The sequence below is a fragment of the Corallococcus praedator genome, assembly GCF_003612125.1.
GTDB classification, from domain to species: domain Bacteria; phylum Myxococcota; class Myxococcia; order Myxococcales; family Myxococcaceae; genus Corallococcus; species Corallococcus praedator.
The window spans coordinates 1-18887 of record NZ_RAWI01000168.1 but is presented as its reverse complement, the minus strand read 5'-3'; the positions used below and the strand labels follow the sequence as shown (position 1 = coordinate 18887).

The window sequence follows — 18887 nt, the reverse complement described above, 5'->3', positions numbered from 1 at the left end:
GGAGGGGCCCGGGGGTTGGGACACCTCCGCGCATCAGGACGCGGCGGGCCCCGCGTCCGAGGCGCCTGCGTCAGCGGTGCCCGCGTCGGCAGTGCCCGAGTCGGCGGCACCCGCGTCAGAAACACCTGCGTCAGAAACACCTGCGTCAGAAACACCTGCGTCCGCGGGATCGTACTCCGTCCGGATGGTGCAGGAGCCATCACAGTGAGCATCGCACTCGACCCGGGTGCAGCCTCCATGGGTGGCAGTGCACCCCGTGGGCGCAGCACAGTTCTTACCCGTGCATCCCCCCGTGCAGACGACCTTCCCGATTCCCATGGCCATGGGGGCCAATGCCCCACCCGAGACGGCTTGCGACGTGAGCTCGGGCTCCACCTGGAATCGCAAGGACGAAATCCTCTGCCCATTCACATGCTCTTCCGTGGGCAGGCCGATGGGCGTCCGTTTCGCGCCCTTGAGAAGTCGCGCGACCTCGGGATCGGTCGCGTCAATCATGGTGCAGTGACTCGCCGCCTCCCTTGTCGCTGTTTCTATTCCGAGAGGGGAACCCGCTTCATCACCACAGCCGAACAGCGTGGTGACGAGCAGTCCAGCGACCATTCCACGGATGAATGCGTGTTTTTGAGTCTTCATGTGTCAATACCCCCTCGACGTGAAGACATGACTCTAGATGCGGCTTTTTCCTGTTTATGACTGTATTTCTGTATTTGATTCAAGACTGTCGACTGGACAACAGCGGCGCGGCACGGAGGGAGGTCCGCGCCAGCGCCATTTCCCGCTAACGTGCCACGCATGGCTTCTGCTCCCGCCCCGGGTTCCGTGTTGCGTGTGGGTCTCCTCGGCTATGGCCTGTCCGGCTCGCGCTTCCATGGGCCGCTGGTGGCCACGGAGCCCGCCTTCACGCTGGCCGCCGTCGCGTCGCGCCGCGCCGACGTCGTGGCGCGCGACTGGCCGGGCGTCCGGACGGGCACGGTGGACTCCCTGCTGTCGGATCCGGACCTGCACGTGCTCGTCGTCTGCACGCCCAATGACAGCCACGCGTCGCTCGCCGAACAGGCCCTGCGCGCGGGCAAGCACGTGGTGGTGGAGAAGCCCTTCGCGCTGGATGCGGACGAAGCGCTCCGGCTGGACGGGCTCGCGAAGGAGCGCGGCCTGTGTCTCACCGTGTTCCACAACCGTCGCTGGGACGGCGACTTCCTCACCGTGCGCCAGCTCCTGAGCCAGGGACGGCTGGGGACGCTCTACAGCCTGGAGAGCCACTTCGACCGCTTCCGTCCAGAGGTGAAGGCGCGCTGGAAGGAACAGGATGTGCCCGGCGGCGGCACGCTGTGGGACCTGGGCTCGCACCTCGTCGATCAAGCCGTGCAGCTCTTCGGCATTCCGGAGTCGGTGGGTGCGGACCTGGGCCGGCAGCGCCCCGGCGCACAGGGCACCGACTGGTTCCATCTGGTGTTGCGGTATGGCGCGCTGCGCGTGCTCCTGCACTCGGGTTCGGTGGTGCATGCGCCGTGGCCCCGCTTCGTGTTGCAGGGGGACCGGGATGCCTACGTGAAGTCCGGCCTGGATCCGCAGGAGGGTCAGCTTGAAGCGGGCCTGCGCCCCGGCCATCCGGACTTCGGCAGCGAGCCTCCGGCGAACCATGGCCGGCTGCTGACCTCCGGGGAGAGCGTGCCCACCGCGCCCGGCGACTACGGCCATTTCTACCGCCAGCTCGCCGCCGCCATCCTGCACGGCGCCCCGGTGCCGGTGTCCGCGCTGAGCGCGAGCCAGACCGTGCGCGTCCTCCAGGCCGCCCTCCAGAGTGACGCGGAGGGCCGGCGCATCACCCTGCCCCGGGACTGATTACCTCCGGGCTAGAGCGCTTTCTCCAGCACCAGGAACGTGGGCGATGCGTAGCCCGCGTGCGTGCCGTGGGAATGGAAGGCGTAGCCCTGGCCCGCGTACCACGCGTGGTGCGACGTCAGCGCGAGCCGCACCGACAGGCGCACCCGCGTGTGTCCCAGCTCGCGCGCTCGGGCCTCCACCGCGCGCATGAGCTGGAGCGACAACCCCCGGCCCCGGAAGGCCGGCAGCACCGCGAGCCGATCCAGGTAGACGTGGTCCTCCTTCGGATGGAAGAACACGCAGCCTTGCGGCAGTCCGTCCGCTTCCACCACGAAGGCCCCGCCGTCCCGCAGCTCCCGTGTCACCACGGCCTCCGTCTTGTCGTGCGCGCTGGAGGGCGGCTCCAGGCGTCCCCGGTACTCCTCGAAGGCTTCGCGCAACACGCGCGTGAGGAGGCCAGCGTCACCGGGCGTCGCTTCGCGAATCGTGGAGGGAGCAGCGTCGGGCATCGTCGTCAGCCTGCGAAGGGGATGCGCAGGGCGTTCCACCATCACGGTCAAACACCGCTGTCACGGCGCGCCCAACACCGGGCGTGGCATTGAATTCCCGCGCGGTCCACGCAGCCTCGGGTCCGCTGCGAGCTGACGACCGGGCAGGGGCGCAAAACGCTGCCGGGTGTCGGAGGCGCTGTCTACTATCCGCCGCCTCGCAGCCCGGGAACGTGTCGCAACGCTGTTTCCGAGTGCCCCAGCGAAGCCCCCTCAAGGAGTCGCAAGCCCATGGCCCCTACCCCTGAGCAGAAGCGCGCGCGGCTGGCGGAGCTGCTGCGCGAGAAGCTTCGGCCCTCGCACCGCGTGCCCGCCTCATTCGCCCAGGAGCGCCTGTGGTTCCAGGAGCGGCTGGCGCCTGGGCAGGCAGGGCTGGACCTCATCCAGTCCGTGCGCCTTTCCGGGAAGCTCGACGTGGAGTCGCTGGCGGGCAGCCTGAATGAAGTCGTGCGCCGTCACGCCGCGCTGCGCACCACCTTCGTGGAGCAGGACGGGCGTCCGTGGCAGCACATCGCGCCCGCGCTGACCGTGCCGCTTCCCGTCGAACGCGTGGCGGACGCGGACGCGGCGTGGCGCAGGCTGCGGGAAGAGGCCCGGGCGCCGTTCGACCTGGAGCAGGGGCCCCTGCTGCGCGCCGCGCTCTTCGTCATCTCCGACAGCGATCACCTGCTGATGCTCAAGCTGCACCACGCCGTCTCCGACGGTTGGTCCCTGGGCGTGCTGGTGCAGGAGCTGGGCGCGGCCTACGAAGCGCTGGCGGCGGGCGAACCCGTGACGCTGCCCGAGCTGCCCCTGCAGTACCCGGAGTATTCCGTGTGGCAGCGCGAGTCGCTGCGGGGCCCCGCGCTGGAGTCCCAGCTCGAGTGGTGGCGCTCGCGGCTGGATGCCCGGGCCGTCCTGACGCTGCCCACCGACCGGCCCCGCGGCGCGCAGGGGGATCCCCGGGGCGCGACCGTGTCCGCGCTGCTGCCTCCGGAGCTGCTTCAGCGGCTGTCGGCCCTCGCGAGGCAGGAGGGCAGCACGCTCTTCACGGTCCTGCTCGCGGGCTTCAAGGTGCTGCTGCTGCGCTACTCAGGCCAGGACGATCTCACGGTGGGGACGCCCATCGCCGGGCGTTCCCGTGCGGAGCTGGAGCGGCTCATCGGCCTGTTCGTCAACACGCTGGCCCTTCGCACCTCGCTGGAAGGTGACCCGTCCTTCCGGGCGCTCATCGCCCGCGTGCAGGCGTCCGCGCTGGGGGCTTTCGCCCACCAGGACGTGCCCTTCGAGAAGCTGGTGGAGGTCCTCCAGCCGCCGCGCCACCTGGACGTTCCTCCGTTCTTCCAGGTGATGTTCGCCCTGCAGAACGCGCCCCTGTCCCTCGCGCGGCACGCCGGAATCTCACTCGATGCGCGCAGCGTCGACCGGGGCTTCTCCCAGTTCGACCTCACCCTCTTCGCCATTGAACGGCCGGAGGGCCTGCGGCTCACCGCCGAATACCGCACCGCGCTCTTCGACGAGGCCACGGTGGCACGGCTGCTGGGCCACCTGCGCAACCTCCTGGAGGACGCCGTCGCCCGACCTGAAGCGCGCCTGTCGGAGCTGTCCCTGCTGGACGCGGAGGAGCGTCAGCGCGTGCTCCATGCGTGGAACGGACCTCGCGAGGCGTTTGCGCGCGGGGTGCTGCTGCATCAGCTCGTGGAGGCACAGGTGGCGCGCACGCCCGACGCGGTGGCGGTCACCTTCGAGGGCGCATCCCTGACGTATGCCCGACTGGATGCGCGCGCCAACCAGCTCGCGTGGCACCTGCGAAGGCTGGGCGTGGGGCCGGAGGTCCGGGTCGGGCTGTTGTTGGAGCGCTCGCTGGAGCTGGTGGTGGCGCTGCTCGCCACGCTGAAGGCCGGTGGCGTCTACGTGCCCTTTGATCCGTCCTTCCCCGCCCAGCGCCTCGCGTGGATGGCGGAGGACGCGCGGCCCGCCGTGTTCCTTACCCAGGAGCGGCTGGTATCGCGACTGCCCGTCCATGATGGGACGGTGCTCCGCCTGGACTCCCAATGGGAGGAGGTGGAGTGCCAGCCCTCCGCGACCCCGCCTCCAGTGTCGCCCGAGGAGGCGCTGGCCTACGTCATCTTCACCTCTGGCAGCACGGGACGACCCAAGGGCGCGATGAACGCGCACCCCGGCATCATCAACCGCCTGCTGTGGATGCAGGGCGCGCATCCGCTGTCGCCTGACGACGCGGTGTTGCAGAAGACGCCCTTCAGCTTCGACGTGTCCCTGTGGGAGTTCTTCTGGCCCCTGATGACGGGCGCGCGGCTGGTGGTGGCACGGCCCGGTGGACACCAGGAGCCCGGCTATCTGGCGGACCTCATCGCCCGGGAGCGCGTCACCACCACGCACTTCGTGCCGTCCATGCTCCAGGTGTTCCTGGAGGAGCCCGGCCTGGAGCGCTGCGCGTCGCTGCGCCAGGTGGTGTGCAGCGGAGAAGCCCTGCCGCTGGAGCTGGCCGAGCGGTGCCTGGAGCGGCTTCCCACCGTGCGCCTGCACAACCTCTACGGCCCCACCGAGGCCGCGGTGGAGGTCACCGCGCATGAGTGCGTGCGCGGGAAGCTGGGGCGCTCGGTGCCCATCGGCCACCCGGTGGCCAACACGCAGATCCGACTGTTGGACGCGACGCTGCGGCCGGTGCCCCAGGGTGTTCCCGGGGAGCTGTTCATCGGCGGCGTGCAGGTGGGACGGGGGTATCTCGGCCGGCCGGAGCTGACCGCGGAGCGCTTCGTTCCGGATGCGTACGGCGACACGCCCGGGGCCCGGCTGTACCGCACCGGGGACGTGGCCCGCTGGCTGCCTGACGGCGCCATCGAGTACCTGGGCCGCACGGACTTCCAGGTGAAGGTGCGCGGGCTGCGCATCGAGTTGGGGGAGATTGAAGCCGCGCTGGAGCAACACCCCGCCGTGCGTCAGGCGGTGGTGGTCGCTCGCGCCGGCACCACGGCCAGCGACACGCGGCTGGTGGCGTATCTCGTCGGCCGTGCGGACGCGCCCCGGGTGGAGACCGAGGCCCTCCGTGCGTTCCTCGTGGAGAAGCTTCCCGAGTACATGGTGCCCGCGACCTTCGTCCCGCTGGACGCCCTGCCCCTCACCGCCAGCGGCAAGGTCGACCGCAAGGCCCTGCCCGTCCCCGACGCCGCCACGGTCGTCGCCCCGGTGCATGTCGCTCCGAGGACTCCCACCGAGGAGCGACTCGCTGCCCTGTGGACGGAGCTGCTGCGCGTCGAGCGCGTGGGCGTTCACGACGACTTCTTCGCCCTGGGAGGCCACTCCCTGCTGGCCACGCAGCTCCTCTCGCGGATCCGTGCGGCCTTCCAGTTCGAGCTTCCGCTGCGCGCCGTCTTCAAGACGTCCACGCTCGGGGCCCTCGCATCGGCGATCGACGCAGGCCAGGGACACGCCCCCGGAGTCCAGGAGCTGCCGCTGCGCTCCGTTTCCCGTGACGAAGACCTGCCGCTGTCCTTCGCGCAGCAGCGCCTGTGGTTCCTGGATCAGCTCCAGCCCGGCTCCGTCGCCTACAACCTGCCCGGCTCCGTCCTGATCGAGGGAGACCTCCAGGCCGGGGCGCTGCGACAGGCGCTGGACGCGCTGGTCCAACGCCATGAGGTGCTGCGCACCACGTTCGCCGCCGGTCCCCACGGTCCGGTCCAGCGCATCGCTTCCGACACGGCGTGTCCCTTCGAAACGGTGGACCTGGGCACGCTCGCCCCCGAGCCACGCGAGGCCCGGCTGCGAGAGGTCATCTCCGAGCAGGCACGGCGCTCCTTCGACCTGGCCCGGGGTCCCCTCTTCCGCGCGGTGCTGGTGCGCCTGGAGGAGACGCGGCATGTGCTGCTCGTCCTTACGCACCACATCGCCTCGGATGGCTGGTCCACGGGGATCCTCGTGCGGGAGCTGGTCGCCCTCTACCGCGCGCTGGCTTCCGGAGAGACGCCCGCGCTGCCTCCCCTGCCCGTCCAGTACGCCGACTTCGCCTCGTGGCAGCGACAGCGGATGCAGGGGGAGCTGCTCGCGACGCAGCTCGGATGGTGGCGGGAACAACTCGCCGGTGCGCCTCCGCTGTTGATGCTTCCCACCGACCGGCCGCGTCCGGCCGTGCAGACTGTCAATGGGGATCATCTCCCCGTGCGACTGCCACGGAGGCTGGCGGACGCTGTGCACGCGGTGGCGAAGCAGGAGGGCGTCACGCCCTTCATGGTGTTGCTGGCCGCGTACCAGTTCCTGCTGTCGCGGTATGCCGGCCAGGAAGACGTCAGCGTGGGCGCTCCGGTCGCGGGACGCACCCGGGCGGAGACCGAGGGGCTCATCGGCTTCTTCGTGAACACGCTGGTGCTGCGGGCCCGTATCGACCCGCGCGCTTCGTTCCGGACGCTGCTGGCCCAGGTGAAGGCGACGACGCTGGGCGCCTTCGAGCACCAGGACGTCCCCTTCGAGAAGCTGGTGGAGGAGCTTCAGCCCGCGCGCGACACGAGCCACACGCCCTTCTTCCAGGTCACCCTCACGCTCCAGAACGCACCCACCACGGAGTGGCGCGCTCCGGGGCTCACGCTGCGCGAAGTGCCCTCCCCCGTCACGTCCTCGAAGTACGACTTCAGCCTCATCCTAGAGGAGTCACCGGACGGCTTCACCGGCGGCCTCCACTACAACACCGACCTCTTCGACGCCGCCTTCCTCCAGGGTCTGCTCCGCGACTACGCCACGTTGCTCGAAGCGCTTCCCGGACAGCTCGACTCGCCGATGGAGCGGCTGTCGCTGCTGGCGGGTGAGGACCGACGGCGGGTGCTGGAGGACTGGAGCGGGGCCCCGGCCGTCCGCGACTTCTCCCGGCAGTCCATCCCCGCGCGCTTCGCTCAGCAGGTCGCTCTCGCGCCCAACGCCCTGGCGTTGGTTTCCGAGGAGGGCAACGACACCTATGGCGATCTGGATGCGCGCTCGAATCAGCTCGCGCGCCACCTGCGCGCCCTGGGCATCGCCGAGGGCAGCCGCGTCGCGGTGCTCCTGCCCCGTTCGCGGGAACTCATCCTCTCGCTGCTGGCCGTGCTCAAGGCCGGTGCCGCCTATGTCCCCGTCGACCTGAACGCCCCGCCCGAGCGGTGGTCGCTGCTGCTGGAACAGTCCGGCGCCGCGCTGGTCGTCACCGTGGCTTCGCTCGCGGACGAGCTGCCTGCCTTGCTGACGCCGCTGGTGTTGCTGGACGAGGAGTCCTCGTCGCTGGCGTCACGTCCGGCGACGGCGCTGCCTGCTCCAGGGCTGGAGGGTGACAGCCTCGCCTACGTCCTCTTCACCTCCGGCTCCACGGGCCTGCCGAAGGGCGTCTGCGTTCCGCACCGCGCCGTGCTGCGACTGGTGGTGGACAACGACTTCCTGCGCTTCGGCTCCGAGGAGGTCGTCCTCCAACTCGCACCGGCCGCCTTCGATGCATCCACCCTTGAAATCTGGGGCGCGCTGCTCAACGGCGCCCGGCTCGTGCTCGCGCCTCCGGGGGAGCTGTCCCTCGCGCGCATCGCCGAGACCCTGGCCCGCCATCGCGTCACCACGCTGTGGCTGACGGCCGCGCTCTTCGAACAGATGGCGGTGCACCATCCGGACGCCCTCGCCGCGGTGCCCCAGGTGCTGGCGGGCGGTGACGTGCTTCCCGCCGTCCGCGTGCGGGAGCACCTGGCGCGAATCGGTCCGGACGCCGTGCTCGTCAACGGCTACGGCCCCACGGAGAACACCACCTTCTCCACCACCCACGCGATGCACTCGGGTGATCCGGTGGGCGCCTCCGTTCCCATTGGACGTCCGCTCCCGCACTCCACCGCGTACGTGCTGGACGCGGCGCTGCGCCCGGTGCCTCCTGGCCTGCCCGGGGAGCTGTACGTCGGGGGCGAAGGACTCGCGTGGGGCTACCTGCGCCAGCCCGCGCTCACCGCCGAGCGCTTCCTCCCGCACCCGTTCAGCACCACGCCTGGGGCGCGCCTGTACCGCACCGGAGACCGGGCCCGCTGGCGGGCGGACGGCACGTTGGACTTCCTGGGGCGCACCGACTTCCAGGTGAAGCTGCGCGGCTTCCGCATCGAGCCGGGCGAAGTCGAAGCGGCCCTGCGCGCCCTGCCGGGCGTGCATGAAGCCGTGGCCGTGGTGCGCGAGGCCCCTGCCGGAGACAAGCGGCTGGTGGCCTACGTCGTCGGTGAGGCGTTGGAAGGACAAGCCCTGCGCTCCGCCCTCCAGCAGCGGCTTCCCGACTACCTGATCCCCGGTGCCTTCGTGGTGCTGGAGGCGATGCCCCTCAACGCCAACGGCAAGCTGGATCGCTCGGCCCTGCCGGAGCCCGAAGCCCCGGTGGCGGCGGAGCGCTTCGTCGCCCCTCGCGATGCGATCGAGGAACAACTGGCGGGCCTCTTTGGCGAAGTGCTGCACGTGGCTCGAGTGGGCATCCACGATGACTTCTTCGACCTGGGCGGCCATTCGCTGCTGGCCACGCAGGTGGTGTCGCGCCTGCGCTCGGCGTTCGGGGTGGAGCTGCCGCTGGGGGACCTCTTCGCCGCGCCCACGGTGGAGACGCTCGCCGTCCGCGTCGCCGCGCTGCGGGCCCGGGAGGACTCGGCTCCGCGCGTGCCGCTGCTCGTGGCCACGCCTCGCACCGGACCGGTGCCGCTGTCCTTCGCGCAGCAGCGCCTGTGGTTCCTGGATCAGCTCCAGCCCGGCAGTGCCTTCTACAACGTGCCCGGCGTCCTCGTGCTCGGCGGCACCTTGAACGCCAGCGCGCTGGAGCAGTCCCTCCAGGCCCTGGTGCAGCGCCATGAAGCCCTGCGCACCACGTTCGCTTCCGAAGGGGATTCGCCGGTCCAGCGCATCCACGCAGAGGGACGGCTCTCGCTGTCCGTCATCGACCTGGAGTCCCTCCCCGAGGAGCGTCGCGAGGCCGAAGCGCGGCGGCACTCCGCGGTGGAGGCCACCCGACCCTTCGACCTGGGCACCGGTCCGCTCGTGCGCGCCGTGCTGGTGCGGCTGGAGGCACGGCGGCACTGGTTGCTGCTCACGCTGCATCACATCGTGTCAGACGGTTGGTCCATCGGCGTCTTCGCGCGCGAGCTGGGCTCGCTGTATCGCGCCTTCGCGTCCGGTCAGCCGGCCGCCCTCCCCGCCCTGCCCCTCCAGTACGCCGACTTCTCGCTCTGGCAGCGCCAGTGGCTGCGGGGGGACGTGCTCCAGGCGGAGCTGGACTGGTGGCGTCAGCAGCTCGTCGATGCGCCCACGGCGCTGGAGCTTCCCACCGACAAGCCTCGTCCCGCCACGCAGTCGTTCCGGGGTGCATCGCTCCCCGTGACGCTGTCGCCGGAGCTGTCCGCGTCCGTGAAGGCGCTGGCGGCACGGGAAGGCGCAACGGCCTTCATGGTGCTGCTCGCGGGCTTCCAGTTGCTGCTGTCGCGCTACGCCGGACAGGACGACGTCCTCGTGGGCTCCGCCATCGCCAACCGCAACCGCGCGGAGACCGAGGGCCTCATCGGCTTCTTCGTGAACACGCTGGTGCTGCGGGCCCGCATCGACCCGCGCGCTTCGTTCCGGTCGCTGCTGGCCCAGGTGAAGGCGACGACGCTCGCGGCGTACGCGCACCAGGACCTTCCCTTCGAGAAGCTGGTGGAGGGCATGCAGGGGGCTCGGGACCTGAGCCGCTCGCCGCTGTTCCAGGTGGCCTTCACGCTCCAGAACGCACCGGTGGGAGCGCTGGAGCTTCCCGGCCTGCGCCTGGAGCTGCGCAGCGGGGAGATCACCACGGCGAAGTTCGACCTGGACTTCAGCCTCCAGGAGCGAGACGGCGCGTTCAGCGGCGAGCTCAACTTCAGCACCGACCTCTTCACGCCCACCACCGTCGCCCGGATGGTGACGCACCTCCAGGCGTTGCTCGGGGCGCTCACGTCCCGGCCAGAGGTTCCGGTGTCGCGGCATTCGCTGCTGCAAGGCTCCGAGCGTCAACGCGTGCTGGTGGACTGGAACGCGACGCACCGGCCGCTCACGCCCCATGGCGTCCCGGAGTTGTTCGCGCCGCACGTCCTGCGCGCGCCTGACGCCGTGGCGGTGCAAGTCGAAGGACGGTCGCTCACCTACGCGGCGCTGGAGGCTCGCGCCAACCAGCTTGCCCGGCACCTGCTCGCCTCTGGGCTGCGGCCGGAGGCCCGCGTCGCGCTGTGCGTGGAGCGGGGGTTGGGGCTGGTGGTGGGGATGCTCGGCATCCTCAAGGCCGGCGGCTGCTACGTGCCCATGGACCCGGCGTACCCACGTCCGCGGCTCGCGTTCATGTTCGAGGACGCGGGCATCTGCGCGGTGGTGGCCCAGCAGGAACTCCTGGGGGCGCTGCCGGTGCATTCCCTGCCCACGGTGTGCCTGGACTCCGACGCGGCGGTGCTCGACCGACAGTCGGTGCTGCCACCCGAAGGCGTGGTCGTGGATCCGGAGCAGCTGGCCTACGTGCTCTACACGTCGGGTTCCACCGGCAGGCCCAAGGGCGTGGGCATCACGCACCACTCCATCGCGCACCTGGTGCGGGACACGAACTACGTGCGGCTGACGCCGGACGACTGCATGGTGCAGGCCGGTACGCCGTCGTTCGACCTGGCCACCTTCGAGGTCTGGGGTGCGCTGCTCAATGGCGCCCGGCTGGTCATCCTTCCGCGCGACGTGACGCTGTCTCCCAGGGAGCTGGCGCGGACCCTGCGCGAGGTGGGTGCCACCACCGCCCTGTTCGCCACGGCGTTGTTCCACACGGTGGCCCGCGAGGTTCCGGACGCGTTCGCCACGATGCGCGTGGTGCTCTTCGCGGGTGAGGCCGCGAACGCGGATGCGGCTCGCGGGGTGCTGCGGGCGGAGCCTCCGGGCCGGTTGGTGAACCTGTATGGCCCCACGGAGACGACGGTCGGCGTCACCACGCACGATTTGGTGGACCTGCTGGAACACGCCACGTCGGTGCCCATCGGTCGTCCGATGACGCGGGTCCAGACGTACGTGCTGGATGCCCATGGACAGCCCGTGCCCGTGGGCGTCCCGGGCGAGCTGTACCTGGGTGGGGATGGCCTCGCGCGCGGCTACCTGGGGCGCCCCGAGCTGACCGCCGAACGCTTCGTGCCCTCGCCCTTCGGCGACGTGCCCGGGGCCCGGCTCTACCGCACCGGAGACCGGGTGCGCTGGCTGCCGGAGGGCACCCTGGACTTCCTGGGCCGCATCGACACGCAGGTGAAGCTGCGCGGCTTCCGCATCGAGCTGAGCGAAGTGGAAGCCATCCTCCGGCAGCACCCTTCGGTGAAGGCCGCGGTGGCCGGGGTGCTCGACGGTGGCGCGGGCGATCCCCGGCTGGTGGCCTGGTACGTGCCTGGGACGCCGGTGGACGCGGCGGAGCTGCGCGCCTTCGTCTCCGAACGGCTGCCCGCGCCCCTGGTGCCCTCCGCGTTCGTGTCGCTGGAGGCCCTGCCGCTCACGCCCGTGGGCAAGGTGGATCGCAAGGCGCTGCCCTCGCCGGATGCGCGCTCGGTCGCCGCCGGCCCCTCGGCTCCGGAGCACCTGTCGTTCTTCCAGAAGCGCATCGCCACGCTGTTCCAGGACCTGCTGCGCCTGGAGACGGTGGGACTGCACGATGACTTCTTCGTCATCGGAGGCCACTCGCTCCTGGCCACGCAGCTGATCTCCCGGCTGCGGACCACGTTCGGCGTGGAGTTGCCGCTGCGCGCGCTCTTCGATGCGCCCACCGTCGCGCGACTCACGGACCGGGTGGAGGCCCAACTGCTCTCGCGCGTCACCGGCCCGGCGATTCCCGCGCTCGTCCCCACGTCGCGGGAACGGGACCTGCCGCTGTCCTTCGCGCAGCAGCGGCTTTGGGTGGTGGAACAACTGCGCCCGGGCGGCAGTCACTACAACGTCCCCACCGCGCTGCGGCTGGAAGGCACGTTGGACACCGAGGCCCTGCGCCGTGCCCTGGAGTTCGTCGTCACCCGCCACGAGGCCCTTCGCTCCACCTTCGCGATGAAGGACGGGCAGCCCGTCCAGACGGTGCATCCCGCCTCCGCGTGGGACCTGCCCGTCACCGACCTGTCGGCCGTGGATGGAGAGAGGCGCGAGGAGGAGGCCCGCCGGATCTCCGTGGAGGAGGCCGCGCGTCCGTTCGATCTGGGCCGGGGTCCGCTCCTTCGCACGCGCCTCCTGCGCCTGGAGGAGGGGGCACACGTGTTGCTCCTGTGCATGCACCACATCGTCTCCGACGGTTGGTCCCTGGGCGTGTTGGTGCGGGAGGTGGTGGCGGGCTACGAGGCCTTCTCCTCGGGCCGCACGCCCGTGCTTCCCGCGCTGCCGGTGCAGTACGCCGACTTCGCCGTGTGGCAGCGCTCCTGGCTCCAGGGGGACGTGCTGGCGCAGCAGGTGGCGTGGTGGAAGCAGCACCTCGCCGGGGCTCCGCGTGTGCTGGAGCTGCCCACCGACAAGGTCCGCCCCGCGCTCCAGTCCACGCACGGTGCGCTGCTTCCCGTGCACCTGCCTTCGGAGTCGGTGGAGCGGCTGGTGGCGCTGGGCCGCAAGGAAGGGGCGACGCCCTACATGGCGCTGCTCGCGGTGTGGCAGGTGCTGCTGTCGCGCTACTCGCGGCAGGAGGAGCTGCTGGTGGGTTCACCCATCGCGGGCCGTGAGTACGGGGAGCTGGAGGGACTGGTCGGCTTCTTCGTGAACACGCTGGTGCTGCGCGGGCGCGTGCGGTCGGGGGACACGTTCCGGACCCTGCTCGCCCAGGTCCGGTCCTCGACGCTCTCCGCGTTCGAGCACCAGGGCCTTCCGTTCGAGAAGCTGGTGGAGGAGCTTCAGGTGGATCGCGACCTGAGCCGCAATCCCCTGGTGCAGGCTGTCTTCGCGCTCCAGAACGCCCCCACCGGCGAGCTGAAGGCGCCGGGCCTCACGCTGCGCCCGGTGCCGGTGGACAACGCCACGGCGCGCTTCGACCTGGGCCTGTTGCTGCACGAGGCACCGGACGGCCTGCGCGGCGTGCTCGAATACAGCACCGACCTCTTCGAGCGCTCCACCGTGGAGCGGCTGATCGGCCACCTGCGCACGCTGCTGGACGCGGTCGTCGCGGATCCGGACGTGGCGCTGTCCCGCCTGGAGTGGCTCACGGCGGAGGAGCGCCGACAGGTGCTCACGACGTGGAATGCCACCGGCGTGGACTACCCGCGAGAGTCGAACCTGGCCGAGCGCTTCGCGCATCAGGTCGCCTTGCGCCCGGAGTCCATCGCGCTGGAGTTCGGAGATACGCGGCTGACGTATGCCCAGCTCGACGCGCGCGCCAATGCGCTGGGCCACGTGCTTCGGTCGCTGGGCGTGGGTCCGGATGCGCTCGTGGCGGTCTGCCTGGAGCGCTCCGTGGAGCTCATCGTCACGCTGCTGGCCATCCTCAAGGCCGGGGGCGCGTACGTGCCACTGGACGCGGCGTATCCGGCGCGGCGGCTGTCGCTCATGGTGGAGGACGCTCCGCCCCGGCTGCTCGTCACCACGCGTTCGCTGCGCTCCACGCTGTCCATTCCGGACGCGGTGCCTTGCCTCTTCGTGGAGGAGCAGTCCCTGGAGGGACAGCCCACCACCGCTCCGGACGTGGTGATTTCCGCGCGGAACCTCGCGTACGTGGACTTCACCTCCGGCAGCACGGGGCGCCCCAAGGGCGTCGCGGTGGAGCACCGGGGCGTGCTGCGCCTGCTACACGGTGCCGCCTGGGGCCGCTTCGCTCCGGACGAGTCCTTCCTGCTCATCGCGCCGCTGTCCTTCGACGCGTCCACGCTGGAGATCTGGGGCCCGCTGCTGTCCGGAGGTCGGCTCGTCGTCTTCCCGCCGCAGCCCCCCACCGACCTGGAGCTGCTGGGACAGGTCCTGCGCCGTCACGGCGTCACGTCGCTCTACCTGTCCGCGGGCCTGTTCGCGCAGGTGGTGGACGTGAAGCTGGAGGTGCTGCGCGGATTGCGGCAGCTCTTCGTGGGCGGGGATGTCCTGTCGCCCACGCACACGCGCCGCGTGGTGGAGACGCTGGGCCTCCCGGTGGTCAACGGCTACGGCCCTACCGAGGCCACCGTCTTCACCTGCTGCCTGCGCATGGAGCGCCCCGAGGATGTGACGGGCGACCTGCTCCCCATCGGTCCCCCCGTGTCGAATACGCGGGTGTACGTGGTGGACGGCGCGCTCCGGCCCGTGCCCGTGGGCGTTCCTGGGGAGCTGCTCATCGGCGGTGACGGGCTCGCGCGCGGCTACCTCTCCCGTCCGGAGCTCACGGCGGAGCACTTCGTGCCGGATCCGTTCGCGACCTCGGAGGGCGAGCGCGTGTACCGCACGGGCGATCTGGTGCGCTGGCGCGCGGATGGGAGCCTGGACTTCCTGGGTCGCATCGACAGTCAGGTGAAGGTGCGCGGCTACCGCATCGAGCTGTCCGAGGTCGAAGCCGCGCTCAAGGGCTGGCGCCCTGCCCTCGCCGATGCCGCCGTGCTCGTGCGCGAGGATGTGCCGGGCGACAAGCGGCTCGTGGCCTACGTGGTGCCCACCGTCGCTGGCGTGCTGGACGTCCAGGCCCTGCGCGAACACCTGCGGCAGCGGCTGCCCGAGTACATGGTGCCGACCGCGTTCGTCACGCTGCCGGCCCTGCCGCTCACCCCCAACGGCAAGCTGGACCGCAAGGCCCTTCCGGAGCCCGACGCCGCGTCCACCGCGCGCAAGGGCCGCTTCGTGGAGCCCGCAAGTCCGCTGGAGGATCAGCTCTCCGCCATCTGGGCGCGGGAACTGGGAGCCCGCCGCATCGGCGTGCACGACCATTTCTTCGAAGACCTGGGCGGCACGTCGCTCACCGTGGTGCGCGTCAGCCACCGGCTGCGTGAAGCGCTCCAGCGCGACGTGCCCGTGGTCTGGCTGTTCGAACATCCCACTGTCCATGCGCTCGCCCAGCGTCTGGAGCGGGAGGGCACGAAGGCCGTCGCGCCTCTGGCGGAGCCGGCGGCTCCACGTCCGACGCCTACGGCTGCGGCAGTGTCGGCACCCGCGTTGATTCTCACCGCCTCGCCTGGGCCGACGCTGGGGCAATCAGCGCCGGCCCCCACGTTTTCGACAACGGCAGCGCCTGCGCCTTCCTCCGGGGTGTCACCGGGAACGTCGGAGAAGGCTCCGACGCCCGCGCTGCCTTCAGGGGCCATCGCCATCGTCGGCATGTCCGGGCGGTTCCCGGGGGCAACCTCGGTGGATGAGTTCTGGAAGAACCTGCGCGAGGGCGTGGAGTCCATCTCCCGCTTCTCTCCCGAGGAACTGGAGCACCTGCCCGGCCTGCCCCCGGGCGTGGAGCTGTGGCAGCACCCGGGCTTCGTCCCCGCGCAGGGCGTGCTCGCGGACATTGATCAGTTCGATCCCGCCTTCTTCGACATGTCCCTGCGCGAGGCGCAGTGGACCGACCCGCAGCAGCGGCTGTTCCTTCAGTGCGCCTGGGCCGCGCTGGAGGACGCGGGCATCGACCCCTCGCGCTTCTCGGGCGTCATCTCCCTGTTCGCGGGGGCGAACGAGTCCGGCTACGCGAACGAGGTCCGGCAGCACCTGCCACTGGACTCGGCGGCCTTCTTCGAGCTGTTCGGCACCGCGACGTACCAGAGCCTGCCGACGAAGGTGTCCTACAAGCTGGGGCTCACCGGCGAGAGCATGCTCGTATACACCGCGTGCTCCACGGGGCTCGTGGCGGTGCACGTCGCCTGTCAGAACCTGCTGACGGGCCTGTCGGACGTGGCGCTCGCGGGAGCGACCCGGCTGTCGGTGCCGCAGCGCACCGGCTACGTGCACCAGGAGGGGATGATCTACTCCCCGGATGGCCACTGCCGCGCCTTCGATGCGCAGGGCAAGGGCACGGTCTCCGGCAGTGGCGTGGCCGCCGTGGTGCTCAAGCGGTTGGAGGATGCCGTGCGCGACGGCGACCCCATCCACGCCGTCATCCGCGCCACCGCCGTGAACAACGACGGGCGCAACAAGTCCGGCTTCACCGCGCCGAGCGTGCAGGGGCAGTCGGCCGTCATCACCCAGGCGCTGAACCGCTCGGGCGTGGCGCCCCGGGACATCGGCTACGTGGAAGCACACGGCACGGCGACCCCACTCGGCGATCCCATCGAGGTCGCGGCGCTCCAGCGCGCCTACGGCCTGGGGACCGAACATCGAGGCACCATCGCGCTCGCGTCGCTGAAGACAAACGTGGGCCACCTGGACACGGTGGCGGGCATCGCGGGCCTCATCAAGGTCGCGCTGTCGCTGCGTGAAGGCGAGATTCCTCCCAGCCTCCACTTCGAGCAGCCGAACCCCCAGATCGACTTCGACTCGGGGCCGTTCTTCGTCAACACCCGCCTGCGACCCTGGCCCCGGGGGGAGACGCCCCGACGCGCCGCGGTCAGCTCGTTCGGGGTGGGCGGAACGAACGCGCACGCCGTGTTGGAGGAGGCGCCGGTGGCCCCCAGTGGTCCCACGTCGCGCTCGCACCAGCTCTTCGTGCTGTCGGCGCGTTCACCCGAGGCGCTGGAGGCGGCGGCGCTGAAGCTCGCGGCGCACGTGCTCGCGAACCGGGCCCCGGAAGCGTTGGAGGCGGCTTCGCTGAAGCTTGCCCAGCAGGTGCTGTCGGCGCGCTCGTCCGAGGCGCTGGAGGCGGTGGCGAAGCAGCTCGCGTTGCATGTGCTGTCCGCCCGTTCTCCAGGGGCCCTGGAGGCCTTGTCGTCCCAGTTCTCCGTGCAGGTCTCCGGAGCGGAGACGACGCTCGCGGACACGGCGTATACGCAGGCCGTCGGACGGCGGGCCTTCGAGTACCGGCGCACGGTGGTGGCGCGCGACGCGGAGGACCTGGCGAAGCAGCTGCGCAAGTCGATCACGCCAGTGCGCGTGAAGGACGTGGAGGCGGCCCGCCGCAAGCGGGTGGCGTTCGTCTTCTCCGGACAGGGCAGCCAGCAGTTGGGCATGGGGCGGGAGCTTTCCGAGTCCCTGCCGGCCTTCCGAGCGCATGTGGACACCTGCCTCGCGCTGTTGGAGGAGCCGCTGCGCGCGAGGGTGGAAGCACTGCTGCGCCCGGGTCGCGAGGCCGACGGGGCGGTGCTCGCGGACACCCGCGTCGCGCTGCCCGCGCTCTTCACGGTGCAGGTGGCACTGGCGCGGCTGTGGCAGGACTGGGGCATCGTCCCCCATGCAGTGCTCGGCCACAGCTTTGGCGAGTACGCCGCCGCGTGTGTCGCGGGGGTGCTCTCCCTGCCCGAAGCCCTGCGACTGGCCGTGGTCCGGGGCGAGCTGATGCACCGGCTGCCCCCGGGCGCGATGCTTGGCGTGGCCCTGCCGGCGACGGACGTCCAGCCGCTGCTGTCCGGACGTCTGACGCTCGCCGCGATCAACGCTCCGGACCGGTGCGTCGTCTCCGGCCCCGTGGAGGAGGTGGAGCGCTTCCAGGCCCTGTTGCAGCAGCGCAAGGCCGGCGCGGTGCGAATGCCCTCGCCTCATGCCTTCCACTCCGCGGACGTGGAGCCCCTGATGGGGGAGTTGGCGCGCGTGGTGGCCACGCTCCAGCGCCATGAGCCTTCCGTGCGCTACGTGTCCAGCCTCACCGGCGCCGTGGCGCGACCGGGTGAGCTGGCCTCCGCCGACTACTGGGCCACGCAGATGCGTCAGCCCGTGCGCTTCACCGACGCGGTGGGTTCGCTCCTCGAAGAAGGGTGCAGCGTGCTGCTGGAGGTGGGGCCCGGCCAGGACCTCACGCCGCTGATGCGCGCCTGCCTTGGCGAGGACAAGGAGCGGGTGAAGGCGCTCGCTTCGCTGCGGCGGGGCGGGGCGACCACTGAGCAGTCCGGCCTCCTCCAGTGCGTGGGTGAGCTGTGGACCTCGGGCCTGGAGGTGGACTGGAGCGCCTTCTACGCCCATGAGCAGCGGCGCCGCGTGCACCTGCCCACCTATACGTTCCTGCGCAAGCGCTGCTGGGTGGAGCCTCGCGGCCAGGACGGTGCGCCGTCGGCCGCGAAGCCTTCCGGACGTCCGCCCGAGGTTGCGTCCGCCACGAGTGCGACGCCTGCAAGTGCCCTCCCGACTGTGACGCCCGCATTGCCCCGTGCTCCGGAGGGCCATGCGGTTCCGACGCCTGCGGACCCTGTCCCGGTGAACGTTCCGGCCGCCAGAGCACCGACCGCCCACCCTCCCCTGGAGCCTGCTTCCGTCTCCGTGCCTTCAGGCCGTGAGGACGCGCCGCGCGGCGATGTCGAACTCCGGATCGCCACCCTCTGGCGCGAGCGGCTGGGCATGGACTTCGTCGGCCGCGACGACAACTTCCTGGAGCTGGGCGGCAACTCCCTCATGGCCGCGCAGCTCCTCAACCAGCTCCGCGACACCTTCCACGTCCAGGTGCCCCTGGCCGCGCTCTTCGAAGCGCCCACCGTCGCGGGCCTCGCCTCGCGCATCGAGCCCCTGCTCCTGAACACTCCCTGTCTCTTATACACAGCT

Annotated in this window: 3 protein-coding genes; 2 read left to right on the top strand and 1 reads right to left on the bottom strand. The window is 70.9% G+C overall.

Going from position 1 to position 18887, the window contains the following annotated elements; translation table 11 throughout:
* Positions 1 to 819: 819 nt before the first annotated feature.
* On the top strand, positions 820 to 1842 hold the full coding sequence (locus D7Y13_RS21505; RefSeq protein ID WP_233595415.1) for an oxidoreductase: 1023 nt from the start codon (positions 820 to 822) through the stop codon (positions 1840 to 1842).
* An 11-nt stretch (positions 1843 to 1853) separates the two neighbouring features.
* Here the strand turns inward: D7Y13_RS21505 and D7Y13_RS21500 are convergent, their stop codons facing one another.
* On the bottom strand, positions 1854 to 2333 hold the full coding sequence (locus tag D7Y13_RS21500; protein ID WP_158620323.1) for a GNAT family N-acetyltransferase: 480 nt from the start codon (positions 2331 to 2333) through the stop codon (positions 1854 to 1856).
* Between the two features lie 270 nt (positions 2334 to 2603).
* On the opposite strand from D7Y13_RS21500, the gene D7Y13_RS21495 reads away from it, so the two are divergent.
* Positions 2604 to 18887, top strand: a 16284-nt coding sequence (locus D7Y13_RS21495; protein WP_120630761.1) for a non-ribosomal peptide synthetase/type I polyketide synthase, incomplete at its 3' end; no start/stop codon positions are given.